Source organism: Flavobacterium gillisiae, from assembly GCF_900107635.1.
Lineage (GTDB): Bacteria > Bacteroidota > Bacteroidia > Flavobacteriales > Flavobacteriaceae > Flavobacterium > Flavobacterium gillisiae.
The window spans coordinates 162,020-188,762 of record NZ_FNRD01000001.1; the positions used below are offsets into that span (position 1 = coordinate 162,020).

24 protein-coding genes are annotated in these 26,743 nt (G+C 33.9%); 18 read left to right on the forward strand and 6 right to left on the reverse strand.

The genetic code is table 11. The features are described from left to right. The first annotated feature begins 7 nt into the window (after window positions 1–7). The 13 genes from sov to BLV35_RS00755 all read left to right on the forward strand — a co-directional run bounded on the left by sov (window position 8) and on the right by BLV35_RS00755 (window position 16,490). Window positions 8–7,168 carry a T9SS outer membrane translocon Sov/SprA gene (sov, locus tag BLV35_RS00695; protein ID WP_091083237.1) on the forward strand — a complete coding sequence of 2,387 codons (7,161 nt, stop codon included), beginning with the start codon at window positions 8–10 and terminating at the stop codon, window positions 7,166–7,168. An 88-nt stretch (window positions 7,169–7,256) separates the two neighbouring features. After that, a complete protein-coding gene (gene gcvH, locus BLV35_RS00700) occupies window positions 7,257–7,637 on the forward strand; it encodes a glycine cleavage system protein GcvH (RefSeq protein ID WP_091084788.1) in 381 nt (126 codons plus the stop codon). Beyond that, window positions 7,630–8,013: a VanZ family protein gene (locus tag BLV35_RS00705; protein ID WP_091083240.1), complete on the forward strand. Its 384-nt coding sequence runs from the start codon at window positions 7,630–7,632 to the stop codon at window positions 8,011–8,013. Before gcvH ends, BLV35_RS00705 begins: the two co-directional genes overlap by 8 nt. Before the next feature lie 245 nt (window positions 8,014–8,258). Beyond that, on the forward strand, window positions 8,259–9,002 hold the full coding sequence (gene deoC / locus BLV35_RS00710) for a deoxyribose-phosphate aldolase (RefSeq protein ID WP_091083243.1): 744 nt from the start codon (window positions 8,259–8,261) through the stop codon (window positions 9,000–9,002). Window positions 9,003–9,021: 19 nt separating this feature from the next. Beyond that, on the forward strand, window positions 9,022–11,139 hold the full coding sequence (locus BLV35_RS00715) for a gliding motility protein RemB (protein WP_091083247.1): 2,118 nt from the start codon (window positions 9,022–9,024) through the stop codon (window positions 11,137–11,139). A gap of 174 nt (window positions 11,140–11,313) precedes the next feature. Next, on the forward strand, window positions 11,314–12,216 hold the full coding sequence (gene cyoE / locus BLV35_RS00720; protein WP_176980536.1) for a heme o synthase: 903 nt from the start codon (window positions 11,314–11,316) through the stop codon (window positions 12,214–12,216). 2 nt (window positions 12,217–12,218) lie between these two features. Beyond that, window positions 12,219–12,806 carry a cytochrome c oxidase subunit 3 gene (locus tag BLV35_RS00725; protein WP_091083254.1) on the forward strand — a complete coding sequence of 196 codons (588 nt, stop codon included), beginning with the start codon at window positions 12,219–12,221 and terminating at the stop codon, window positions 12,804–12,806. Between the two features lie 42 nt (window positions 12,807–12,848). Further along, the gene (locus BLV35_RS00730; RefSeq protein WP_091083257.1) at window positions 12,849–13,877 is read left to right on the forward strand and encodes a cytochrome c oxidase subunit 3; all 1,029 of its coding nucleotides are present in this window, start codon (window positions 12,849–12,851) and stop codon (window positions 13,875–13,877) included. Between the two features lie 18 nt (window positions 13,878–13,895). Beyond that, the gene (locus BLV35_RS00735) at window positions 13,896–14,252 is read left to right on the forward strand and encodes a cytochrome C oxidase subunit IV family protein (RefSeq protein ID WP_091083261.1); all 357 of its coding nucleotides are present in this window, start codon (window positions 13,896–13,898) and stop codon (window positions 14,250–14,252) included. An 88-nt stretch (window positions 14,253–14,340) separates the two neighbouring features. After that, the gene (locus BLV35_RS00740; protein WP_091084791.1) at window positions 14,341–14,982 is read left to right on the forward strand and encodes a hypothetical protein; all 642 of its coding nucleotides are present in this window, start codon (window positions 14,341–14,343) and stop codon (window positions 14,980–14,982) included. A gap of 11 nt (window positions 14,983–14,993) precedes the next feature. Beyond that, a complete protein-coding gene (locus tag BLV35_RS00745; protein ID WP_091083264.1) occupies window positions 14,994–15,680 on the forward strand; it encodes an SCO family protein in 687 nt (228 codons plus the stop codon). Between the two features lie 5 nt (window positions 15,681–15,685). After that, complete coding sequence (locus BLV35_RS00750; protein ID WP_091083267.1) at window positions 15,686–16,228, forward strand: DUF420 domain-containing protein; 543 nt, start codon at window positions 15,686–15,688, stop codon at window positions 16,226–16,228. 34 nt (window positions 16,229–16,262) lie between these two features. Beyond that, entirely contained in the window at window positions 16,263–16,490 is a 228-nt protein-coding gene (locus BLV35_RS00755; RefSeq protein ID WP_091084794.1) for a hypothetical protein, read from the forward strand. Between the two features lie 12 nt (window positions 16,491–16,502). Here BLV35_RS00755 and BLV35_RS00760 read toward each other — a convergent pair whose 3' ends face one another. Continuing rightward, the gene (locus BLV35_RS00760; RefSeq protein ID WP_091083270.1) at window positions 16,503–17,912 is read right to left on the reverse strand and encodes a DUF4403 family protein; all 1,410 of its coding nucleotides are present in this window, start codon (window positions 17,910–17,912) and stop codon (window positions 16,503–16,505) included. A 197-nt stretch (window positions 17,913–18,109) separates the two neighbouring features. Between BLV35_RS00760 and BLV35_RS00765 the strand changes: the two genes are divergently transcribed. Genes BLV35_RS00765 through tsaB form a run of 3 tightly spaced genes read left to right on the forward strand, consistent with a single transcriptional unit; the run spans window position 18,110 to window position 21,518 of the window. Beyond that, complete coding sequence (locus BLV35_RS00765; RefSeq protein WP_091083274.1) at window positions 18,110–19,480, forward strand: TolC family protein; 1,371 nt, start codon at window positions 18,110–18,112, stop codon at window positions 19,478–19,480. 6 nt (window positions 19,481–19,486) lie between these two features. Then, the gene (locus BLV35_RS00770; protein ID WP_091083278.1) at window positions 19,487–20,785 is read left to right on the forward strand and encodes an efflux RND transporter periplasmic adaptor subunit; all 1,299 of its coding nucleotides are present in this window, start codon (window positions 19,487–19,489) and stop codon (window positions 20,783–20,785) included. 58 nt (window positions 20,786–20,843) lie between these two features. Continuing rightward, on the forward strand, window positions 20,844–21,518 hold the full coding sequence (tsaB, locus tag BLV35_RS00775) for a tRNA (adenosine(37)-N6)-threonylcarbamoyltransferase complex dimerization subunit type 1 TsaB (protein WP_091083282.1): 675 nt from the start codon (window positions 20,844–20,846) through the stop codon (window positions 21,516–21,518). A gap of 3 nt (window positions 21,519–21,521) precedes the next feature. On the opposite strand, the gene BLV35_RS00780 is transcribed toward tsaB, so the two are convergent. The 4 genes from BLV35_RS00780 to BLV35_RS00795 form a co-directional block, all read right to left on the reverse strand. Next, window positions 21,522–22,349: a mechanosensitive ion channel family protein gene (locus tag BLV35_RS00780; RefSeq protein WP_091083286.1), complete on the reverse strand. Its 828-nt coding sequence runs from the start codon at window positions 22,347–22,349 to the stop codon at window positions 21,522–21,524. Between the two features lie 77 nt (window positions 22,350–22,426). Then, window positions 22,427–22,861, reverse strand: a complete 435-nt coding sequence (locus tag BLV35_RS00785) for a YtxH domain-containing protein (protein WP_176980538.1) — start codon at window positions 22,859–22,861, stop codon at window positions 22,427–22,429. Window positions 22,862–23,072: 211 nt separating this feature from the next. Continuing rightward, window positions 23,073–23,273, reverse strand: coding sequence for a dodecin family protein (locus tag BLV35_RS00790; protein WP_091083289.1), 201 nt, complete (start codon window positions 23,271–23,273; stop codon window positions 23,073–23,075). Window positions 23,274–23,401: 128 nt separating this feature from the next. Continuing rightward, a complete protein-coding gene (locus BLV35_RS00795; RefSeq protein WP_091083291.1) occupies window positions 23,402–24,301 on the reverse strand; it encodes a NifU family protein in 900 nt (299 codons plus the stop codon). Between the two features lie 159 nt (window positions 24,302–24,460). Here BLV35_RS00795 and BLV35_RS00800 point away from each other — a divergent pair, with 159 nt between their 5' ends. Both BLV35_RS00800 and BLV35_RS00805 read left to right on the forward strand, forming a co-directional pair. Beyond that, window positions 24,461–25,459, forward strand: coding sequence for a PorP/SprF family type IX secretion system membrane protein (locus BLV35_RS00800; RefSeq protein ID WP_091083294.1), 999 nt, complete (start codon window positions 24,461–24,463; stop codon window positions 25,457–25,459). Between the two features lie 13 nt (window positions 25,460–25,472). Further along, on the forward strand, window positions 25,473–25,988 hold the full coding sequence (locus BLV35_RS00805) for a gamma carbonic anhydrase family protein (RefSeq protein WP_091083297.1): 516 nt from the start codon (window positions 25,473–25,475) through the stop codon (window positions 25,986–25,988). 8 nt (window positions 25,989–25,996) lie between these two features. On the opposite strand, the gene BLV35_RS00810 is transcribed toward BLV35_RS00805, so the two are convergent. After that, complete coding sequence (locus BLV35_RS00810) at window positions 25,997–26,710, reverse strand: LytR/AlgR family response regulator transcription factor (protein ID WP_091083301.1); 714 nt, start codon at window positions 26,708–26,710, stop codon at window positions 25,997–25,999. Window positions 26,711–26,743: the final 33 nt, after the last annotated feature.

A 26,743-nucleotide genomic window follows, 5' to 3' on the forward strand; every position in this document is an offset into this window, starting at 1 on the left:
GAATTGTATGCATAAAATTTGTACTTTTTTGATTGTTTTATTTTGTGGTTCCGTATCGCTGGCTCAGGTAAATGAACAAAATCAAGATACCACAAAAACAGGTTTTTCTCTAGGGAAAGTCCAAATAAAAGATCCTCAAAGTGTCCTGTCTGCTTATACGTACGACCCAGTTACCGACAGATATATTTATACTAATTCAGTTGATGGTTTTTCCATTAATTACCCTATTATATTAACGCCAAAAGAGTACGAGAGTTTAGTGCTGAAAGAATCTATGCGAGATTATTTCAAGCAAAAAACAGATGCTATTGATGGTAAAAAAGAAGGAAGTGAAGCTGCGAAAAAAGATTTGCTGCCAAAATATTATGTGAATTCAAATCTTTTTGAATCTATTTTTGGAAGTAATACGATCGATGTTAAACCCACCGGTTCTGTAGAAATGGATTTAGGTTTGCGGTATACAAAACAAGATAATCCTTCCTTTTCACCAAGAAACAGATCCAATTTATCTTTTGATTTTAATCAAAGGATAAGCATGAGTTTAATGGGAAAAGTAGGTACAAGGCTTAATGTAAATGCCAATTATGATACGCAATCTACTTTTGCGTTTCAAAATTTAATTAAATTAGAATACGCCCCTTCTGAAGATGACATTATTCAAAAAATTGAAGTAGGAAATGTAAGTATGCCTTTGAATAGCTCATTAATTAGAGGAGCGCAAAGTTTGTTTGGGGTAAAAACACAACTTCAATTTGGTAAAACTACAGTTACGGGTGTTTTTTCAGAACAAAAATCACAAACAAAAAGCGTGGTAGCGCAGGGTGGTGGTACAATTCAAGATTTTGATGTGTTTGCTTTGGACTATGATAGTGATAGGCACTTTTTCTTATCTCAATACTTTAGAAATAAATACGATGCCTCATTAAAAAACTATCCGTTTATTGATAGTAGAGTTCAAATATCAAGGCTAGAAATTTGGGTTACTAATAAACAAACCCGAGTAAATACGACTTCTAATAATTTACGAAATATTATTGCGCTTCAAGATTTAGGGGAAGGCCAATTATCTGGTATTCCTGATAATGAAGTGGTGGTTTTAGACCCTTCAACAGGGATGTTTAATAGCTCTTTTGACACTCCTTCAAATAACGCAAATAATGATTACGATCCTGCTCAAATTATCGCAGGAACCGGTTTGTTAAACAAAAATATTCGTGAAATCGTTACTTCAAATTCAGGGTTTAACGTTACCGTAAGTGAAGGGCAGGATTATTCGAAATTAGAAAATGCTAGAAAGCTAAATCCTAATGAATATACGTACAATGCTCAGTTAGGATATATTTCCTTGCAACAAAGGTTAGCAAATGACGAGGTTTTAGCGGTAGCATATCAATACACTATTGGTGACAAAGCATACCAGGTTGGGGAATTTGGAAGTGACGGTATAGACGCAACAGTTGTAACCGGTAATACAACTTCAAATCAAGCAATTATTACCCAAAGTTTAATATTGAAAATGCTAAAAAGTAATTTAACCAATGTTAAAAATCCGGTTTGGAATTTGATGATGAAGAATATTTATCAGATTCCTGGAGCTTACCAGGTAAAACAAGAAGATTTCAGGTTTAATATCCTTTATACAGACCCATCTCCGTTAAATTATATTACAGAAGCAAAAGATGCAGCCGGAAATCCAGTTCCATTTCCTTCTGCTCCAACAGCTGATAATCGAGTTGCAGAAACTCCTTTGTTGAAAGTATTCAATTTAGACAAATTGAATTACAACAATGACCCGCAAACTGGTGGTGATGGTTTTTTTGACTTTATGCAAGGTATTACGATTGATTCTCAAAACGGACGATTAATATTTACAACCAAGGAACCATTTGGGGAATTACTATTTTCGAAATTATCCAATACGGGTTCAGCAGAAAATTATGATGATGCCAGCACTTATAATGCAAACCAAAAGAAATATGTTTTTAGAAACATGTATCGCAACACACAATCGGGAGCACTGCAGGATAGTGATAAAAATAAATTTCTTTTAAGGGGAAAGTATAAATCATCTGGAGGTGATGGAATACCTATTGGAGCATTCAATGTGCCTCAGGGTTCTGTTGTTGTTACTGCAGGCGGAAGAATTTTAGTGGAGGGGATTGATTACAGCGTGAATTATCAATTAGGGAGAGTTCAAATTTTAGATGCTTCACTGCAGGCTTCAAATACACCAATTAATGTTTCATTGGAAAATAATTCTATTTTCGGTCAGCAGACCAGACGGTTTATGGGAGTGAATGTAGAACATAAAATTTCAGATAACTTTTTGGTTGGTGGTACTTTCTTAAAAATGTCTGAAAGACCATTCACCCAGAAATCAAGTTTTGGTCAGGAATCGGTCAATAACACTATTTTTGGATTCAATACTAATTTCTCCACAGAAGTTCCTTTTTTGACTAGATTAGTGAACAAGTTACCAAACGTCGATACGGATGTGCCTTCAAACCTTTCTGTAAGGGGGGAAATAGCATTTTTAAAACCAGATTCGCCAAAAGCAGATCAGTTTGAAGGAGAGTCTACGATATATGTAGATGATTTCGAAGGGTCGCAAACTACGATCGACATGCGTTCTGCATACGCTTGGAGCTTAGCTTCCACTCCGGACAGAAATACTCGAAGTACTTACGATTTTAATGCAAATGCCAATGATTTGAGTTATGGTTTTAAAAGATCCAAACTAGCTTGGTATTCAATTGACCCTGTATTTTATACTCAAAAACCTTCTGGAATTTCAAATGACGACTTGTCATTGAATACCACTAGGAGAATCTATAGTGAAGAGCTTTATCCTTTAACAGATATTGCTCAAGGGCAGTCACAAGTGATAAGCACTTTGGATTTAAGCTACTATCCTTCTGAAAGAGGACCTTATAATAATAACGTTAATTTTGCCGCAAATCCTTCAGAAAATTTTGGAGGGATTATGCGATCGTTAAACTCTACTAATTTTGAGCAAGGGAATGTAGAATACATTCAATTTTGGGTTATGGATCCTTATGTAGGACAAGGGGCGATTCCTCAAAATAATTCAGGAAAGCTATATTTCAATTTAGGAGAGATATCCGAGGATGTTTTAAAAGATGGAAGAAAACAATATGAGAACGGACTTGGGCCAGATCAAATATTAGTGAACCCAAGACCCATTTGGGGAGATGTTCCTGCCTCTCAGTCATTGATTTATGCTTTTGATGCTAATGCAAATAATCGAGCCAATCAGGATGTAGGATTGGATGGATTGTCTAATGCCAATGAAAGTGCTGTATATACTAATTTTGCTTCTGAACCTGATCCAGCTGCAGATGATTATACTTATTATTTGAATACCACTGGAGGTATAGTGAATCGTTATAAAAATTACAACGGTGTCGAAGGGAATTCGGTGGTAGATATTAACAACGCAAACAGAGGGTCGTCTACGGTGCCTGATGTTGAGGATATCAATAGAGATAATACGATGAATACTATTAATGCTTATTATGAATATAGCATCGATGTAAAACCAAATCCTGTTATAGGTCAAAATTATATAACGGATATTAGAGATACTCAGGTAACATTAGCTAATGGCGAGGTAACTGATTCAAGATGGATTCAGTTTAAAATACCTGTTACACAACCACAAAACACAGTAGGAAACATTTCAGATTTCAGATCGATTCGTTTTATGAGAATGTTTATGACCGGCTTTAATCAAGAAGTAACGGTTCGTTTTGGAGCCTTAGATTTAGTAAGAGGGGAATGGAGAAGGTATACGAATACACTTGATTTCAATGATACGAATGTAGCAGATGATAATACAGAGTTTGATGTAGCAGCCGTAAATGTTCAGGAAAATAATGAAAGATGTCCTGTTAATTACGTAACGCCTCCTGGCGTGCAGCGAGAGCAATTGTATAATAATAATACACTGATCAATCAAAACGAGCAATCATTGTCGTTAAGAGTTGCAGGTGACGGTTTAGAACTTGGAGATTCCAGAGCAGTTTTTAAAAATGTAAGTATTGATATGCGTCAATTCAAAAAACTGAAAATGTTTTTACATGCGGAGTCATTACCAAATGAAAACAGACTTAGAGATGATCAAATGGTAGGGTTTATTCGTTTTGGAAATGATTTTACGCAGAATTTTTACCAAATCGAAATTCCTTTGAAAGTGACCGTGCCTTCCGCATCGTCGACGGCAAATTGTTCTCCTTTGAGTGCTGAGGAAGTATGGCCAGAAGAAAATGAAATCGACTTGTCATTAGCATTATTGACTCAATTGAAAATAATGGCGATGAGTGTTGATTTAAGCACGCTGCCTTTGGATGGGATTTATTATCAGAATGAGGATGAACTAAATCCTGCTTTAGGTAGTAAATCAAATAAGCTGAGATTAGGAATCAAAGGAAATCCTAATTTTGGATTAGTTAGAACTTTGATGGTGGGTGTAAAAAGCAACGAAACGCATCAGGACCTTAAAGGAGAAGTTTGGTTCAACGAACTTCGCTTAGCAGATATGGATAATCAGGGAGGAATGGCAGCCGTGTTAAACGTAGATTCTAATCTTGCTGATTTTGCCACAATTTCTGCTACAGGAAAGAAAAGTACAATTGGTTTTGGTGCTTTGGAACAAGGACCAAACGAAAGAAGTCGTGAAGATATTCAACAATACAACATCGTAACAAATGTTAATTTGGGTAAATTATTACCTCAAAAATGGGGAGTTAATTTACCGTTTAATTACGCTATTGGCGAAGAGACGATTACTCCGGAATATGATCCTTTTAATCAGGATATAAAACTAAAACAGTTATTGGATAATACGACTGATTCTGCTGAAAAAGACAATATTTCAAGTAGAGCGATAGATTATACAAAACGAATGAGTATCAACTTTATTGGAGTTAGAAAGCAAAGAAGCCCAGAGCAAAAGCAACATGTCTATGATGCAGAAAACTTTACTTTTTCTCAATCGTATAACAAAGTGGAACGACATGATTATGAGATCGAAGATTATATAGATCAGCAAGTCAACTCATCGGTTGATTATGCTTACAGCTTTCAGCCAAAACCAATTGAGCCGTTTAAGAAGACAGAATTTATGAAAAAAAGCAGCTATTGGAAACTGCTGAGTGATTTTAATTTTAATTATTTGCCTTCTAATATATCGTTTAATACCAATATTAACCGCCAATACAACCGTCAGCAATTTAGACAGGTTGACGTTGCGGGAATAGGTCTTGATCCTTTGTATAGAAGAAATTTTGGCTTTAACTACCAATATGGATTTAATTTTAATCTAACAAAATCCTTAAAATTGAGCTATACTGCTTCGTCGAGTAATATTGTGAAAAACTATTTAAATGAGGATAATGAGCCTATCGATAGTTTTACGATTTGGGATAGTTACTGGGATATTGGAAGCCCAAACCAACACATGCAACAGTTGGTTTTAAATTATGAGATCCCAATTAATAAAATTCCATTATTTAGCTTTGTGAAAGCTAATTATTCCTATACGGGTGACTATAGTTGGCAAAAATCATCAAATGCATTTTCTCAGTTAGAGGATGTTGGTATTCCAGATTTGGGGAACACTGTTCAGAACGCACGTTCAAATAACTTGAATACGAGTTTTAATATGGACATGCTTTATAAGTATTTGGGATTGACGAAAAATTCTACTAAATCAACAAATAAACAGAATGCTCCTGCGCCAAAACCAGGACAGAAAGTGGTGAATACAAATGCAAAACCTCAAGCTAAAGACAATGAATTTGTTAATGGTTTACTGGGAGTCTTGACCAGTGTGAAAAATATTCAGGTTAATTATACGGAAAATAGTGGTACAGTTTTACCAGGATATACGCCAAGTGTTGGGTTTTTGGGGTCTTCAAGACCGTCTCTAGGATTTACCTTTGGAAGCCAGGATGACGTACGATTTGAAGCTGCTAAAAATGGGTGGTTAACTAGTTATCAAGAGTTCAATCAAAATTTTACACAGGTAACTAATAAGATGTTTAAGGCAACGGCAAATGTGGATTTGTTTCCAGACTTAAAAATTGACTTAGCGGCTGATAGATCTTATTCAGAGAATTTCTCTGAACAATATAATGTATTAGATGGTCAGTATTACTCACTTTCGCCTTACACATACGGACTTTTTTCAATATCTACGGTGCTGATAAAAACATCGTTTTCAACAAGCGATGAAAATTCTTCAGCAGCATTTGATGACTTTAGGGCTAACAGACTTGTAATAGCAAATAGACTGGCTGCTGAGCGTGGTATAGATGTTACTAATCCTAGTAATCTTGATTCAGATGGATATCCGTTAGGATATGGTAAAAATAATCAGGCTGTATTATTGCCTGCTTTTATGGCAGCTTATTCAGGAAGTGATGCTTCAGGTGTTTCTACAGGGATTTTTAGAAGTGTACCTATTCCTAACTGGGCGGTAAAATATAGTGGGCTGATGCGTTATGATTTGTTCAAAAGAAATTTTAAACGTTTCTCTCTGCAACATAATTACAGGGCTTCCTATACCATTAATCAGTATCGTTCTAATTTTGATTATGATAAAACACCAGGCGGTGTTGACGCTAGCGGTAACTTTTTTAATAAAACGATCATGTCTAATGTCAATTTAGTAGAGCAATTCAGTCCGCTTATTCGAATGGATTTTGAACTAAAAAGTTCATTAAAAATCCTTACTGAGATCAAGAAAGACAGAGCGTTGTCAATGAGTTTTGACAATAATTTACTGACAGAAGTGAAAGGGATAGAATACGTAGTTGGTTTAGGGTATCGATTTAAGGATGTGATTTTTACTTCCAGATTAGCAGATAATCCTTCAGGTATAATTAAGGGGGATATCAATATGAAAGCAGATTTCTCTTATCGTAATAACCAAACGATAGTAAGGTATTTAGATTACGATAATAATCAATTAGCCGGAGGACAAAACATCTGGTCTTTAAAATTGACGGCAGATTATGCGTTCAGTAAAAACCTGACGGCTATTTTCTATTATGACCATTCCTTTTCAAAAGCAGTAATATCGACGTCGTTCCCTCTTACAAATATTAGATCCGGATTTACACTTCGATATAATTTTGGGAATTAATTTATTAAAATCTAAACTATATTTAAATAGAAGATTGTTACATTTGCGTAACAATAATTCAATTATCAATTATCAATACGTATTTATTATGAATATACCAGCAGATTTAAAGTATACTAAAGATCACGAATGGGTTAGTTTAGAAGGTGATGTAGCAACTGTAGGAATCACGCATTTTGCTCAAAAGGAATTAGGGGATATCGTTTATGTTGAAGTGGAAACTTTAGATCAGACTTTAGACAAAGATGAGGTTTTTGGTACTGTAGAGGCTGTTAAAACAGTATCTGATTTGTTCTTGCCATTAGCGGGAGAAATTGTAGAATTCAATGATGCTTTAGAAAGTACTCCAGAAGCTGTAAATGCAGATCCTTATGGCGCTGGTTGGATGATAAAAATTAAAGTTTCAGATGTTGCGGATTATGATTCGTTGCTTACAAGTGACGCTTACAAAGAACTTATAGGTGCTTAAACGAATAGTGTTTTGGATTGCTTTATTGTGGACTGGCGTGGTTCTTTTTCTGTGCTTAGTTCAGTCTGACAAGATTCCGGCAGTCAATATTGAAAATCTAGATAAAGTAGTTCATGCTTTCTTTCATTTTGTATTCACCTCGCTTTGGATTTTGTTTTTTAAAACACAAATTAAAGATCCGGATAGTTACAAGCCTTATATTATTTCGTTTTTGTTCTCTGTCCTTTTTGGAGTTACAATAGAAATTTTGCAAGGACAATACACTACAACTAGAAAAGAGGATGCATTGGATGTCCTAGCCAATATGGTTGGAGCATCGTTAGCCGTCTTTTCAGTTATTTTATATTTTAAAAATAGGCGTCTAAGTAAAATTTGATACAAATAGTATAATCCCACCTAGGTGGGATTTTTTGTTTTAAAGCGGTAATTCTTTTTGCTTTATAATTTAATTTTCATCAGATTTGAGTAGTTTTATTTGATAATGATTTTGTAAGTCTAAAAATACGAGGGATAGCGGGCGGTTTTACTTTTAAAAGTAGCTGTTTCTATAAAACTAATGCCAATTTAATATGTATTTTTGTAGCCTATCAAGTTATCACTTAACGCTAAATTAATAGAAGAATGAATATCAAAAAATACTTAGATTCGACATATTTGAAAACTGCGGAACAGGCAGGACTTGATGAAGCTAGTAATGTCAAAATAGTTAAGAGTTTTATTCAGGAAGCTATCGATGAGGGATTTAAGTTGATCATGATTCGTCCTAATATGGTTTTGTTAGCGAGTCAAATGGTTTCTGATGCTGGTTCGAATTTACAAATTGGAACCGTTATTGATTTTCCCGAGGGGAGGTCGGTTATTGCGGGTAAATTAGTTGAAGCAGAAAAGGCAATTCAGGACGGAGCTGATGATTTGGACTTTGTCTGTAATTATGAGGCATTTAAAAATGGCAATATTGATTTGGTTAAAGAAGAGATATTGAAAGGAACACAACTTGGTATTGAAAACAATAAAGTTGTAAAATGGATTATTGAAGTTGCCGCTCTAAATGACAAGCAAATTATACAATTGACAGCTTTGATTAAAAATGTTGTAGTTTCAAATTTTAAGGAGGTGCATTTTGCTTCTGTATTTGTGAAGTCGTCAACTGGGTTTTATAAAACTGAAAACGGTTTGCCTAATGGTGCTACCATTCCGTCAATTATTTTGATGTTAGAAAATGCGACACCGCTTCCTGTAAAAGCAGCTGGAGGAGTTAGGACATATGATGAGGCGTTGGCAATGATTAAGTTAGGAGTGAAACGAATAGGAACATCTGGGGCAAAAGCTATTTCAAACGGAGAAAACACAAACATTGGATACTAATTTTACAATCAAAATCAATATGAAAAAGGGTTTGCTAACTTTGTTTTTATCATTTCTTTCTTTTATTACTTATTCGCAAGACCGAGATTTATTAGAGTCAAATTTTTCTCCTGAGCGATTTCCTATTTTTCCACGTTGTGAAAATTTGGAAAATAAGGAATTGGAAAGTTGTTTTTATAATGAAGTTCAGGATTTTGTTTTTCAAAATTTTGTTGTTCCCGAAAACCTTGTGCAAAACAATTTTGAAGGAAATGTAAAAGTGCTTTTTGAAGTAGATGCAACCGGTGTTTTTAAAGTCATCTATGTAAATGCAATTGATGAGGAATTAATAAAGGAAGCAAAGAGAGTTTTTACCAAGTTTCCTAAAATTACTGCATCAACGTATAATGGTACTTCGGTTTATTCAAAATACAATATCACGATATCAATTCCATTGAAAAGCGCTGAAACAAGAGCTTCAGAGGCATTAGCTCGTGCTGAGATAATAAAAAGTAGTACAAAGCAATTAACGGAATTAGATAGTATTGTTTATAAGAAATACAATAATCCGGAGTATGATAGTCATTTAAATATTCCTTTTTCACATAGTTATTATGCGCAATTTGATGGAGCGTTAAATCGTGTAGGGAGTAATAATCACACAGCCTCAAAACCGTATACTTACGCTGAGGTATCAAAATATTATGATATTAAAGGGGTAAATGAAAAGCTAAAAAAGAATGTTTCTGGTTGGTGGGCTAAAAAGTTGTGGAATGAAAACACGGTTGAAATTCAGGGAGACGGCTACTGGTTGTCTTTAAACCCAATATTGGACTTACAGGTAGGTAAAGCTTCTAATAGTGATGTTTCTTATACGTATGTCAATACCCGCGCGATTAATTTTAGGGGAGGTCTTGGTGATAAACTGAATTTTTCGACCACTGTATTTGAAAGTCAGGGACGTTTTGCTGATTATTTTAATCGGTATGCTGAATCGATAAAACCGGCAGGGGGGAATCCCGCAATTATTCCTGGGATGGGAATTGCGAAGAATTTTAAAACTGATTCGTATGATTTTCCTTTGGCGGAAGCTAATTTGACATTTTCTGCAAGCAAGCATATTGATTTGCAATTAGGATATGGAAGGAATTTTATTGGAGATGGATACCGTTCATTGATGGAAAGTGATGGGGCAAGTCCGTATCCTTATTTTAAAATTAATACTAATTTTTGGAAAATAAAATATACGAATACATACATGTGGTTAAAAGACGTTCGTCCCGAAGTTACTCTCGAGAGAACCTATGCGACTAAGTTTATGGCAAATCATTATTTAAGTTGGAATATTTCCAATAGATTGAATCTTGGTTTCTTTGAGTCAGTTATATGGACCAATACAAATGACAGAGGGTTTGATGCCAGTTTCGTCAATCCAATTATATTTTACAGATCAGTTGAGTTTGCCTCTTCGGCGAGAACTGGAAATGCGCTATTAGGACTAACATTTAAGTATAAGTGGAGCGATAAAGTCAATGTTTATGGTCAATTTTTGTTAGATGAATTTTCTTTGGGAGATATTAAAAGTGGCGATAACAGTTGGAAAAATAAATATGGCTATCAATTGGGTGTTAAGTATTATAATGCATTCCAGGTTGATAATTTATTATTGCAATTAGAGTACAACCATGTGCGTCCTTATATGTATTCTCATAGTGAGCCTATTACAAATTACGGACACAATAATCAAAGTATCGGACATCAATGGGGTGGTAACTTTAAGGAGTTTATTGCCATCGCGCGCTACCATAAAGGCAGGTATTTTGCTGATGCGAAAATTACTGCTGGAACTCGCGGCTTGGATTTTGACACGACTGAAGACAGCTTTAATTACGGTGGGAATATTTATAAAGATTATGATTTAAAGCGACCATTTAATAGTGGTGTAAAAGTGGGGCAAGGGAATAAAACGTCTCTTTTTATTGCAGATATTCAAGGGGGATATTTAGTAAATCCGACTACTAATTTAAAGATTTTTGGTAGTTATATTTACAGAAGTTTTGACCCTACAAAGAATACGGCAACTACATTCAGTGAGAGTACCAATTGGTTTACATTGGGATTACGCGCTGACGTTTTTAATTGGTATTTTGATTATTAGAAAAGGATTAAGATAGCTGTGTGTTAATTCGAAAAAGTACCTTTTATTTAGGAATTATCTGTCAGTATCATTTAATGTTAAGATTAGTTTAAAAAAAATATAAATTCTTCATTCTAATTTCTATCTGTAAGTTGTACCTTTGCACCAGTTTTAAAAAACCTAATAAAAACCGCATTGAATAGTACGTTAAATACATTTTCCCTTAAAAGAGTTTTTCTGGATTTTAAAGAAATCACGAAAGCGGGATTGGCTATAAGTGTTTTATTTTCCTCTATTGCAGGATACTTTTTGGGTTTTAATAGCGAACAGCCTTTTCAGTGGTCTGTTTTGTTGATGCTTGCCGTTGGAGGATATTGTATGGTGGGAGCTTCAAATGCTTTTAATCAGGTGATTGAGAAAGATTTAGATGCCTTAATGGACAGAACTAAAAATCGTCCTGTTCCCTCGGGAAGAATGTCTAGTTTTTCTGCTTTATTGGTAGCAAGCTTACTGACTATAATAGGTATTACATTACTATATATGATCAATCCTAAGACAGCAATGTTTGGTGCGATTTCTATATTTTTATATACAAGTGTCTATACGCCATTAAAAACTATTACGTCATTGTCTGTTTTTGTGGGAGCTTTTCCTGGAGCTATTCCATTCATGTTAGGATGGGTTGCTGCAACAGGTGATTTTGGAATAGAAGCGGGGACATTATTCTTGATTCAGTTTTTTTGGCAATTCCCGCATTTTTGGGCGATTGGGTGGTTCTTGTATGAGGATTATGAAAAAGCAGGGTTTTTTATGTTGCCAACAGGGAAAAAAGATAAGGGTACTGCTTTACAGGTTATTTTATATACGGTATGGCTTGTCATAGCTTCATTGCTGCCTTCATTAGGGTATACCGGTAAGTTGTTTATATCTCCTGTAGCGGCAGCGGCAGTTTTTTTATTGGGTGTTTGGATGTTGTTTTATGCAGTTAGACTTTATAAGTTAAGAACCGCAAAAGCAGCTAAGACGTTGATGCTTGTGAGTGTTGCGTATATTACTTTGTTACAATTCGTGTATATAATTGATAAATTTTTGAGATAATTATGGAAGTTACAATGACAACAGACGAACATAATGCGAGAACGGCAAGATCATACAAATTGATATTGTTATTTGCTATGGTTAGTATGACCATGATGTTTGCAGGGCTTACCAGTGCATTTGTGGTAAGTAAATCGAGAGTAGATTGGTTGAAAGATTTTGAATTGCCAACAGCCTTTTATTACAGTACTATTGTGATAATTGGATGTAGTGTTACATTTCATTTAGCTAAAAAATCCATTCAAAAAGACAATAAAAGTGCGACTACTACATTTCTTTTTGCTACTTTAGCATTGGGAATATTGTTTGTGATTTTGCAGTTTATGGGCTTTGACGAGATAGTACAACAAGGGTATTATTTTACTGGAAGCGCGAGCTCAATTACAACGACATTTCTTTATGTTGTGACCGTTGTGCACTTAATTCACCTTGCAGGAGGGTTGATTTCACTGCTAATTATAATTTATAATCATTTTAAACAAAAATACAATTCGAGTCAAACTCTTGGAATAGAACTAGGTGCAATGTATTGGCACTTTCTTGATTTCTTGTGGATTTATTTATTTGTATTTTTATATTTCTTTAAATAAGAAAAAAACGTAAATTTGGGAACTTTTTAACGAATAACTTTTATGGGATCGACAGTTACTACTGGGAATAGCGAAGAAAAAACTTGGGGAGGCGGCAATGAGCCAATGGGAGCAAGTTATGGTAAATTAATGATGTGGTTTTTTATCGTATCAGATGCCTTAACGTTCTCTGGATTTTTAGCAGCTTATGGTTTTTCTAGATTTAAATTTATTGAGACATGGCCTTTGGCCGATGAAGTGTTTACTCACTTTCCATTTATGCACGGTGTATCTGCGCCGATGTATTATGTCGCTTTAATGACTTTTATTTTGATTTTTTCATCTGTAACAATGGTTTTGGCTGTTGATGCGGGTCATCAAATGAAAAAAGACAAGGTTATTATTTATATGTTTTTGACCATCGTAGGTGGAGGGATCTTTGTTGGATCGCAAGCTTGGGAATGGAAAAATTTCATTAAAGGAGAATACGGTGCTATTGAAACAAAAGGAGGTAGTTTACTTCAGTTTGTGGATAAAGAAGGTAATCGTGTTGCTTTAGCAGACTTTGCAGCAACTTTGCAAGAGGAAAGAGTACAGCACACAAGAAGCAACGGAAGTTGGTTTGTTGGTGAAGATGCTTTGCCTACTTACTCTATTGCAGAAGTTCAAGCGGGATTTGAAGCGCATCCAGACCTTTTAATTAGAACTGAAGTTATTTATGAAGCAACTCCTGAAACTAAGGTGGATGCTAAAATAAATCATGACTTAAGTAAATTCAAACACAAGACTGTCTTAACAAGAGAAGAGTCTGTAGTAAGATTAGCTCAAGCGGCTTATGTTGTTGAAGGAGCTAACTTGGTTAGAAATGAATACGGTAGTAAATTATTTGCTGATTTCTTTTTCTTTATAACAGGATTTCACGGATTTCACGTTTTTTCAGGGGTAATTATAAATATCATTATATTTTTTAATGTACTTCTTGGAACTTACGAGAAAAGAGGAAGTTATGAAATGGTCGAAAAAGTTGGTTTATACTGGCACTTTGTCGATTTAGTTTGGGTATTTGTATTTACAGTTTTCTATCTAGTTTAATTTTCAAAAATTATTATTATGTCACACGAGCACGAATATGTATCAAATACCAGTAGAATCTGGAAAGTTTTCGGAATATTATCTATGGTTACTATCGTAGAAGTAATTTTAGGTATTCTTAAACCAGACTCATTACACTTGAGTCATTTTCTAGGATTGAGTTTGCTTAACTGGATCTTTTATGGTCTGACAATATATAAAGCATATTATATCGTTTATGCATTTATGCACATGGAGGGTGAGAAAAGCGCTCTAAGATATGCAGTTGTGCTACCGGTAATATTTTTAATTTTATATTTACTTTTCATTCTTTTGACTGAAGGTAATTATATTTATGGGGTTTTTAAAGATTCGACCATTAAATGGAATTTTTAACAATATATTAATTCAAAAAAAGGGTATCCGTCGCGGCGGATGCCCTTTTTTATTTTATTTTTGTACCCTAAATGACATCTTCATAATAATGAAAAAAAATATCGTTCTTTTTGTTCTTTTTATATTGCCTATAGTGGCTTATCTTTTTTTTGCATCTGGTGTAAATGGTTTTACTAAATTACCTGTAATTACGCCTAAGATTAACGATTTTGGAGATTGGCAGTCTTTGGATGGAAAGAAAGTTTCGTTAGACAATAAGATAACTATTTTAGGTTTTGGTGGGTCTAATCTTATAGAAAACCGCGGTAACCTTTTCAATCTTAATGAAAAAATATACCAACGCTATCATACCTTTAAAGATCTTCAGTTTGTAATGCTTTGCCCAATAGGTACAGAAGATGATGTCAAAAGTATTTTGGATGCTTTAGATGAATTTACTGATGTTTCTCAATGGCACTTTTTGTTTGCTACTCCTCAAGAGATTAACTCCTATTACGACCAATTAAAATTAGTGGGTAAATTAGACAGTCATTCTGGTACTCCAGATGTGTACATCGTAGATAAAGCGAGAAATCTTAGAGGAAGAAAAAAGGTTAAGGAATATAAGGAGGGTTATAATACTTTCCATCCTTCTGAGTTGAGTAATGAAATGTTAGATGATTTTAAAGTGATTCTTTATGAATATCGTGCAGCACTTAAGAAAAATCACAACGCTACAAAGCAACTTTAAATTTAGAATATATGTTTAAAAATAAATCTTATATAGGTATTTCGTTTATTATTCTGGTTTTTGGAATATACGCAGTTCCAAAAATAATATCCCGAATTCAAAATAATGAAGTTGTAAAGGGAGACCGTTTAGACAAGGTTGAAGCCACAAAGGTTATAGATGAGAAGTTAATCAAAATTGGTCCTGCACCAAAATTTGATTTAATTAATCAAGACGGTTTGAAGATCACAAATGAAAGCTATAAGGGAAAAGTATATGTTCTAGAGTTTTTCTTTACGACTTGTCCTTCTATTTGCCCAAAAATGAATCAAAGCATGTTGTTGATTGAGAAGAAATTTTTTGGTAATCCTAATTTCGGAATTGTATCCATTACTATCGATCCCAAACACGACACTGCTAAAGTATTAAAAGAGCATGCCGAGTTACTGGGTGTTAGATCCTCAAATTGGAATTTTTTAACTGGCGATAGAGAATATATTTTTGACTTGGCCAATAAAGGTTTTAATCTTTATGCAGGTGAGAATAGTAAAGTGAACGGTGGCTTTGAGCACTCCGGTTTGTTTGCTTTAATCGATAAAGAGGGTAATATCCGTTGTAGAAAAGATGATTTTGGAAATCCTATCTTGTATTATGATGGATTGGATAAAAAAGGGGTTAGAGATATCCAACAAGATATTAATATTTTATTAGAAGAATAAAGAAGATGAACGAGCAAAATTTAGAGCAGAAATTTAATAAATGGATTATTCTTTTATCCGTTGCAATTCCAGTGGTGGTAGTGTTGCTTTTTAGTGTTAATTTAAAGAAAATGGGTTTTGCAGTAGAGCCTCTTAATTTTTTACCTCCTATCTATGCTACTATTAATGGTATAACTGCAGTTTTATTAGTGTCTGCTGTCTTGGCAATTAAGAAAGGGAATCGAAAATTGCACGAAAATTTAATGAAAGGTGCTATTGGCTGTTCTATTCTTTTTTTAGGGATGTACGTGTCCTATCATATGACTTCAGATTCGACAAAGTTTGGAGGAGAAGGTGTTGTGAAATATGTATATTATTTTATATTGTTTACACACATCGTATTATCGGTAATAATTATTCCTTTGGTTCTGATAACGTATGTTCGTGCCTTAGCTCAAGTATTTGATAAACATAAGAAAATTGCTAAAATTACTTTTCCAATCTGGTTGTATGTTGCTGTTACCGGTGTAATCGTTTATTTAATGATTTCTCCTTATTATGTTAGATAGAACAATGGGAAATATAAAACTCGAAAAAACAGTTATGAAAAAGAGAATTACAATACTATTTTTTATTCTTTCTTTATTTTTCTCTCTAAATGTTGGTGCGCAATGTGCTATGTGTAGGGCAGCATTGGGAGGTAAAGAGAATAATGTGCAAGCACAGGCAGTTAATGATGGTATTGTTTATCTAATGGCAATTCCTTACATTCTGGTTGCAGGAATTGGTTATGGTGTGTATCGAATAAGAAAAAATAAAAAATTAGATTAAGGCGATTCGTTTTTATTTTAATCCATCAATGGAAATGTTAATTTCTCCATTTACTTTGATGAAAGCGATTATTGCATTGTTTGTTAATTGCACTTTACGGAACTGTATATCTTCCATCTTTCCGTTTACATAAACACCTGGTAGTGGGGAATAATTTTTTAGATAACCCATCATAGTCTTTTTGCCTTCATCTAAATTACTTTGGATCGAATAGCGACAGTTTTCCTTTATTTTTCGAAGAACTAATCCTTGGGCAAGCCAGTTTGCAGTTCGCATTAATTTGTTTTTAGTGTCTAAAACATAATCTAATTCGTCAAAATATATTTCTTTAGACTTATCGTCGTATTGTGGAAAACCAGATAAATAAATTTTACCGTTTAAGGATCCTGATAAATCTAAGGCAATAACCATTTTGCTGTTTTTGTGCCAAATTTCGACGTCTTGTACTTTTACTTTTTTTCCTCCTGACTCAAATTCTTGTCCTGCAAAATTTTTCTTCATTATTTTAGAAGCATCGTTATAGGTAGATACAGCGACAATATTAGCTGAAATTTGATTTGGGATTTTGGTTACTGGTTTTAAGATGATTTTATTTAAATCAAATTTGGATTCGGGTTGTTTTCCTATCAGAGTTTCCATGTTGCACTTCATTCCCATTTGTAGTGAAAACTGATCCTTTTTTAGTTTTGAGGCAGTCGTATAGATTTCTAAAGGAACGATTCTTAACCAGCTTTCGTAGTCCTCATTCATTTGAAAAGGGACGCAGATTTTTTCTAAAGCGGTTAGTACGTTTGGTTTAAAATCCATTGATTTATTTACGGCTTCATCAATTTTTCGCTCGATTTTGGACTTGAATAACTTTATCGCTGGATTGATCACGTAAGTAACTGGAATATTTTTGCCAAAAACAGTTGTAGTAGGACTCTCATTCCAATCTAAAGAACTCAGTTCTGTTTTGGTATTTAGTTTCCAATTAGTCAAACTAACATCACTTGTTAATGTTACTACTCCGTTAAGGTTAAATTCCTGGGTTTTGTAAAATTCGGTGCCTAGTGTTTTTGTTCCTATTCTGTATTTTACTAGAACTTTTAGAGGCAAGGTAGTTTTGATTCTGTCTCCTGACTTTTCATTGGTGTTCTCTATTGTTATCGGGGCTAGTTTCCATACTTGCATTTCTATATCATCATCTTCGATATTATTGTCCTCGTAGATTAATCCGTTTAGAAGTGCGTTAGTTTGGTTCTCAATGTCTTTTAGTTTTACAGTTATTGGCAAAGTAATAAAGGAAGGAATGTTTTCATATACCAAAGGACTAGCGTCATCTGGTTCAGGTTTTAATGCAGTTATTTTTTGAGAAGGAGAGCAGCTAATAAAAAGCATAAAGGTGAACGCAAAAAGTAGGAGTGAGGCAGGTTTTGGCATTTGTTCTGATTTGAAGGTGCAAAATTAGTGAAACAAATATATTTTTTTGTTTTTTTGTAACAAAAGGATGTTTTAATTGTCTAACCTATTTTATGGGATAGGCTAAACGCATTGAGATTTTGTATTTTTATTCAAAATTCAAGAAACGGAAAAGTTGCGTTGGGGTTGCCGTTACATTACAATTTATTCAAAAAAACATGTCAAATAAAATCTATTTTAGTTTAATTCTATTGCTGCTATACTGCTTGCCTTCTAATGCCCAATCTAAAAAGTGGACATTAACCGAGTGCGTAAATTATGCGTTAGAGCATAATATTTCGATCAAACAAACGGAGTTAGACATTAAAACATCGACCATTGATAAAAGAGGAGCCGTTGGGAGTTTTCTTCCGTCATTAAATGGTAATGCATCACATTCTTGGAATATTGGTTTAAACCAAGATATTACGACGGGGCTTTTGCAAAATCAAACGACGCAGTTTACCTCAGTTGGAGCAAATGTAGGAGTTGATATTTATAAAGGTTTACAAAACCAAAATACGCTTAGAAGGGCAAATCTTTCTATAGTAGCTGCTAAATATCAATTATTGAAAATGCAAGAGGATATTGCTCTCAATGTTGCCAATGCTTTTTTACAAGTGCTTTTTAACAAGGAAAATTTAAAAGTGCAAGCAGATCAAATGAGTATTAATCAAAAACAATTAATTCGTTCTCAAGAATTAGTAAACGCGGGGACAATACCTAAAGGAGACTTATTAGATGTTAAAGCTACTTTAGCATCCGACAATCAAAAAGTGATTACTGCTGAGAATTCGTTGTTGATTTCTAAGCTAAGTTTAGCACAATTATTACAATTGGATAATTTTCAGGATTTTGATGTTGTAGATGATACGGAGGCAAAAGATGAAAATAGTATATTGATGCAGACGCCAATTGCTATTTATGATAAAGCGAAGGAACAAAGAACAGAGTTGAAAATAGCTCAGACTAATTTAGAAATAGCCGAGAAAAATGTGGCTATCGCAAAAGGAGCTTTACAACCTACTTTAAGGGGTTTCTACAACTTCAATACTCGAATTTCGTATGCAGATATTGCTTTGCGTGATAATAGTGGAAATATAATAGGAACACAGGCACCTCCTGCGTTTTTTAGTCAATTTGGAGATAATAAGGGACAATCGTTTGGAGCGCAATTAACAATTCCTGTGTTTAATGGATTTGCAGCTAAGAATAATGTAGAGCGTTCTCAAGTAAACTTGGAGAAATCAAAAATTGCCGTAGAGCAACAAGATTTAGATTTGCAAAGAAATGTTTATACCGCATTTACGGATGCAAAAGGGGCGTTAAATGCTCATGAATCATCGATTGTAGCTTTAGAGTCTAGACAGGAAGCGTATCATTATGCAAAAGAAAAGTTTGATGTTGGCTTGATGAACTCTTTCGATTTAAACCAGTCTCAAACTTTACTATCTACAGCACAATCTGATGTGCTTAGGACGAAATACGATTATATTTTCAAAATCAAAATATTAGAATTCTATTTTGGAATTCCTATCATTAAAAATTAATACATTATGTCAAAGAAAACAATTTATCTCTTAATAGGTAGTGCCGTTGGTATTATTGCCTTATTAATTATACTTTCAAAAACTGGAGTTATTGGAAATAAAGATAAAGGGAAGGAAGTTGAAACAGCTGTAGTCAATGCTACAACAATCGTTGAAACGGTTTCGGCTACCGGTAAAATACAACCCGAAATTGAGGTTAAAATTTCGTCTATGGTATCTGGTGAAATTATTTCATTGCCTGTTATCGAAGGACAAGTAGTTAAAAAAGGAGATTTATTAGTTAAGATCAATCCGGATTTATATACGTCTAGTTTAAATAGAACAATTGCTGGTTTATCTGGATCAAAAGCAGGATTGACTCAGGCTGAAGCTCAGTTTAGAGAGGCTAAATCAAGCTACGAGAGAAATAAAGTGTTATTTCAAAAAGGGATTATTTCTAAATCAGATTGGGATAAGTCAATCGCGTCTTTTGAAGTAGCGAAAGCCACGAAGGAATCTGCTTATTTTAGTGTAAAAAGCGCTTCTGCTTCAGTAAGTGAAGCTCAGGACAACTTAGGGAGAACTATAATTTATGCTCCTGCAGATGGAACTATTTCGATGCTTAATGTAGAGTTGGGTGAAAGAGTATTAGGGACGCAGCAAATGACAGGTACTGAGATTTTGAGGGTGGCGAACTTGAACAATATGGAAGTTGAAGTAGATGTAAATGAAAATGATATTGTAAAAATAAAAGTAGGAGATGCCGCTAAGGTGGAAGTTGATGCTTATTTAAAAAAACAATTTAAAGGTACCGTTACCAGTATTTCTAATTCGGCTAGTTCCGCTTTAACAGCAGATCAAGTAACTAATTTTAAAGTAAAAGTAAGAATTCTTAAAGAATCGTATATGGATTTATTAGAAGGAAAGCCTGCGGCTTATTCTCCTTTTAGACCAGGAATGACGGCGACTGTTGATATTATTACTAAAACAAAGAAAAATATTTTGGTAGTACCAATAAGTGCTGTAGTTGTAAAATCAGATACGGCAGCGGTTAGCGATGTAAAAGCAATGGAGCCTTCGGATGATAAAAAAGAAGCCCCTAAGAGCGACAAGAAATTTGAATGTGTTTTTGTGAAAGTTGGAGATAAAGCTAAAATACGTGTTATAAAAACCGGAATTCAAGATGATACTAATATTGAAGTGAAGAGCGGTCTTAAAAAAGGAGATGTTGTGATTACAGGACCATATACGACTGTTTCAAAAGATTTGAATTCGGGTGATATGGTGTATGTGAAATCAGAAAACGATAAAGAAAAAAGCAAGTAGTTTTAGTTTAGATTTGTACTTTTGCCAATAAATAATTTGGATCTTAAATAGAAAAGTATTGACCTATATTCTTAACATCGAAACGTCAACTAAAAATTGCTCGGTAACAATCGCTAAAAATGGAGAAACCGTCGTCTGTAATGAAATTGCAGAAGAAGGGTATTCACATGCTGAACGATTGCATGTATTTATTGAAGCAAGTTTAAAAGAGGCGGGAATTGTATATAAAGATTTATCTGCGATTGCGGTAAGTCAGGGTCCGGGATCTTATACCGGACTCCGCATTGGTGTTTCTGCCGCTAAAGGTCTGTGTTACGCGTTAGGGATCCCTTTAATAGCAGTAGACACTTTACAAACATTAGCAGCTCAGGCGACTGTTTCTAATGGATTGATCATTCCGATGATTGATGCCAGAAGAATGGAAGTGTATAGCGCTATATTTACTACTGAATTAGAGAGAAAAAGAGAAACTCAAGCCGAAATTTTAACTGAAAATTCATTTGAAGAGTTAGAAGGTGCGGTTTATTTTGTTGGAGATTGTGCTGAGAAAGCACAGACTGTTTTGACCAAAGAAAATTTTTCTTTCCTAGAAGAAATCAAATATCCTTCAGCAAACGAAATGAGTCTTCTTAGTTTTGAGAAGTATAAAAAAAGCGACACTGTTGATGTCGCTTATTTCGAACCTTTTTACCTGAAAGATTTTATGGTAACTACTCCAAAAAAACAAGTCTAGTAGTTAGTTTGCAGCTTTAGATACTTCTTTTACATAAGGTTGTATCACTATTCCTGCAGCATCAAAAGCTGTTTTACAATTTTCTAAAGTTTCAGTGAAGACAGTACCAAAATCGGCACTGTTTGCCCAAGGACGTACTGCCAGTTCAATAGCGCTATCGGTTAGGTTTTTTACAAAAACTTCCGGTTTGGGAGTCTGAAGTACTTTTGGATTTTTATCTAAAATTGACAGAATCAAATCTTTTGCTTTTTTAATATCTGAATCATAAGAAATCGCAAAGGTTAAATCAGCTCTTCTGAATTTTTCCAAAGAATAATTGGTTATAGTTCCGTTAGATAGAACACCGTTTGGAATAAATACGGTTTGATTGTTAGGAGTAATTAATTTGGTTACAAAAATTTGGATTTCACTAACGGTCCCAAAAATTCCCTGTCCTTCTATTGTGTGTCCTACTTTGAATGGTTTAAAAAGAATAATTAGCATTCCTCCTGCAAAGTTAGAAAGCGAACCCTGAAGTGATAATCCTACTGCTAGTCCCATTGCACCAAGAATGGCCACAAAAGAGGAAGTCTCTATTCCTAATTTTGATATGAACGTCACAAATAATAGCACTCTTAAAACCCAAAGAAGAATATCGGCGAGAAACTTAGTCAAAGTTGGGTCTAGTTCCCTTTTGATCATGATCTTCCTGATCAGTCTATTGATGATTCGGATGGCATAAAGTCCTATAAATAATATAAGAAATGCAGAAATTAGATTTGGCGAATATTCAATAAAAACTTTTAAGAAGTTACTGGCATAATCCGTAACGTATTTTGAGTCTACATACATTTTTAAGCTAATAAAAAACCCTCTCTAAAGAGAAGGTTTGTGTTTATGTGGCAAAAATACGAATTATTATTAGATGACTAATCAGCATCTTCTTCAATTCTATTTCTAAATTCTTTTGAGGGACTTTCGTTATTTAAAGAACTTTCAATTTCTGGTATATCAGAATGAGATTCTGTACTTTCTTTGATGAAAGTTTCTGTTTTCTTTACGGCTTCAGCGGTACTTTCTTTTACTGTATTAACAATGTTCCCTAACATATCACCAGCTTGTTCAGTATACTCGCTAACGGCTTCTTTTGTTTGATTGGCGTAATCGTTGGCTTTTTCAATAATCGGAGTAGCAGCTTCTTTGGCTTTTTCTATTGAGTCCTCTACAAATGCATCTGCTTTCTCTATATAAGGTGCTGCATTTTCTTTTGCATGCTCTAAAGTCAGTTCTGCTTTATCGGCCAATTCACTAGTGGTTTCTTTGGCAGAGCCAAATAAGTTTTTAAAAAATGATGTTACTCCCATGGTTGTAAGTGTTAGATTAGACTACAATAATAATCAATTTTTTTATGCGAAAAGATATTATTTATTAATAGGTCATTGATATTCAGTATCTAAAGTTGTTTTTTTTTATTTGGAAATAAATAACAAGGACTTTGGGCGTCTTTGTTTCTTTTTTTAAAATGTATCGGAAATAAAAAAAGCGTCTCTGACGAAACGCTTTTTTTACTTTTAACTATTCAAGTTCAAAGGTCACTTTAAGAGTAACTCTGTATTCTGAGATCTTACCTTCAGCTACAGCCGCACTTTGATCTTTAATGTAGACCGACTTTATGTTTTTTAACGATTTTGAAGCTTTTGTAATCGCTTTTTGCGAAGCATCTTCCCAGCTAACCGCTGAGCTAGCAAGTAATTCAATAACTTTTAATACTGACATAATTTCTATTTTTTAAGGTGAACTTAAATTTAGTAATTATTTTCGAAAAAACGCACTAAAAAGCGTGTTAGTTTTTTTTAAATTATACAATATCAGTAAGTTGTGTAGATATTTGTAGTCTGACTCACTTATGCGTTTACTGCTTCTACTTGAATTTGCTCATCATTAAGCATGCTTTTTAACATGTTTTCAATACCGGATTTCAATGTAAATGTTGAAGATGGACAACCACTACAAGCACCTTGAAGTATTACTTTTACAATTTTATCACTTTCATTATAAGAATCAAAAACAATGTTTCCACCATCAGCTGCAACGGCAGGTTTTACATATTCTTCAAGTATATTGATGATTTGTTGTGAAGTGACATCTAAATTGTCAAATTCCTGTGTTTTAGTTTTTTCTTGTTTTTCAGTAGCACCAAGCATGGTTTCATCAAGGACTACTCCTCCGTTTTCGATAAATTGCTTAATAAAACTTCTTAATTCTAATGTTATTTCTTCCCAGTTGTTGATTTCATATTTAGTAACAGAAATGTAGTTTTCGTCAATGAAAATTTCCTTTACGTAAGAAAATTTAAACAACTCTTTTGCTAAGGGAGAAGCAGCAGTATCGTCGATGTTTTTAAACTCAATAGCGTTTTTAGTCAACATTCGACTTACAACAAATTTAAGTGCAGCCGGATTAGGAGTTGTTTCTCCGTAAACGGTTATAGGCTGTTTTTTTGTTTTGTTTTCGTCAATTGTTATAATTGTCCCTCCATTGCTAACAAAAGTATCTATTTGCTCTGCTACGGCATCTTTTACATCTTCCCATTCTACTATGTTATATTTTTCTATGGCGATGAAGTTTCCTGAGATGTATACTGTTTTTACAAACGGTAAATAAAACAGCTGCTGTGCAAGTGGAGATGATTTTGCCTCGTCTATGTTTTTAAATTCAAAACTTTCATTTTGAGTAATGAAATCTTCAAATTCAAATTTAAGTATAGTTGGGTTTTGTGTTTCTTTTATGGTAACTTTTGTCATGATATTTATAAATTTTTACAAATTTAGTAAAGTTATTTTCTACGATTAACTATATTTGATTTATTAATGAATAAATTAACTTTATTTTAATTGTTTGGGTGGGTTTTATTTCATTTTTTCAAGTGCATTAATATTCATTTATTATTTAATAGTATTTCAATGTATATAAAAATCAAATTTTTAATTGTTCTTTTCTTTGTATCATCATATACTTTCTCGCAAGAAGGGATAGCAGTCTATTCCGATTATTTATCAGATAATTACTATTTGATCCATCCCTCTATGGCAGGTGCGGCAAATTGCGCGAAAATAAGATTAACAGCTCGAAAGCAGTGGTTTGGTCAAGAGGATGCACCAGAACTTCAAACAATTAGTTTTAACGGAAGGGTTAGCGAAAAAGCGGGAGCGGGAATTATTCTTTTCAATGACAAGAATGGATATCACTCTCAAAAAGGAGTGAAGCTTACCTATGCTTATCACCTTATGTTTTCTAGAGATGAAATTGATTTGAATCAATTGTCTTTTGGGATTAGTGGAGGTTTGATTCAAAGTCAACTAGATGAAACTAGTTTTTTACAATCTGGAGACTTTGATCCTATTATTAATGGAACTATAGTGCAAAAGGATTCTTACTTCAATGTAGATATTGGTGCGTCTTACAATTATTTAGATTTTTATGCACACGGAACAGTTAAAAATGCTATTGAAACGAGAAGAGATATTTATACGGAGTACGAAAGTGATAATTTAAGAAAATATTTATTGAGTGCCGGTTACGTTTTTGGAGATCAGGATCGAATATTATTGGAGCCATCCATACTATTTCAACTTGTTGAAAAAACACAAGAGAAGTCCATTGACGTAAACATGAAGGCCTATAAAAATATGGATTTCGGAACACTTTGGGGAGGCTTGTCTTATCGAAGAAGTTTTGATGGGGCACAATATACTGATGGCAATGGGATCTCAAAACAAAAATTACAATATATCACGCCGATTGTTGGTGTGAATTTCAATAACTTTATGTTTGCGTACACGTATTCACATGTTTCAGGCGCTGTCAAATTTGATGACGGAGGCTACCACCAGATTACATTGGGAATCAATTTATTTTGCAAGCCCGTAAAATACGAATGTAAATGTCCAGCCATTAATTAAATTCAGATACTTAATGTTAATAAAATCTGTCAACGGAAAGTCACCTCTTATACCTGAGGATTGTTATGTGGCTGAAAACGCTACTATTGTAGGTGATGTAAGTTTTGGAGAATCGTGTAGTGTTTGGTTTAATGCCGTAATCAGGGGAGATGTAAATTTCATTAAAATAGGAAATAAGGTGAATATCCAAGATGGAGCAGTCATTCATTGTACCTATAAAAAGCACCCTACAATTATTGGTAATAATGTATCAATTGGACACAACGCAATAGTTCATGGTTGTGAGATTAAAGATAATGTATTGATTGGAATGGGAGCGATAGTAATGGACAACTGTGTCATTGAGAGTAATTCTATCGTGGCTGCCGGTGCTGTTATAACCCAAAATACAACGGTCGAATCGGGATCAATATGGGCTGGTGTTCCTGCCAGAAAAGTGAAAGACATCGATCAATCGAATTTTGCAGGTGAGATTGAACGCATTTCGAATAATTATGTAATGTATTCGAGTTGGTTCAAAGAAGAGTAGTTATTGAATTATAAGTTAATCTTTTCAAAGAATGAATTTTTGTAGCTTTCACTAATCGGAATTCTTTTTTCGGCAATAAGGACCTTGTTTTTCTGAATAGACTTTATGTGTTTTATGTTGATTATATAAGATCTGTGAATCCTAGAAAATCCTTTTGAAGAAAGTAAATTTTCGAGTTTTATAAGGCTAATAAGAGTCAATGTATATTTATTATCTGTCGTATAAATTTTCACGTAGTCTTTAAGTCCTTCGATATATAAAATATCAGCAAAATTAATTTTAACATTTTCATATTCAGCTCGTACAAACATAAAATCTTGCTCTATCTCTGGAGTTGAAATTAGAGTTGTAGGAGTAGAAGATGCTTGTGGACTAAAAATTTGTTGTGCTCGTAAAACAGATTTTAGGAATCTATGAAACGGGATTGGTTTTACCAAGTAGTCAACTGCACCTAAGTTAAAACCTTCTACAGCGTAATTAGAATAGGCAGTAGTGAAAATTATAAGTGGTTTTTTATCTAAGGCATTTATAAAATCGATACCAGAAAAATGAGGCATTTCTATGTCTAAAAAAATCAAATCTACGTTTGTGTGATTAATCACAGCTAAAGCATCAATCGCATTATTAAAGGTATTTACTAGTTCAAGTGTTTCCACCTTACTAACAAATTCTTTGATTAAATCAACAGCTAATGGTTCGTCATCTATAATAACACATTTCATTTGTTTCAATTTTAGTAATGAATAATAGTCCTT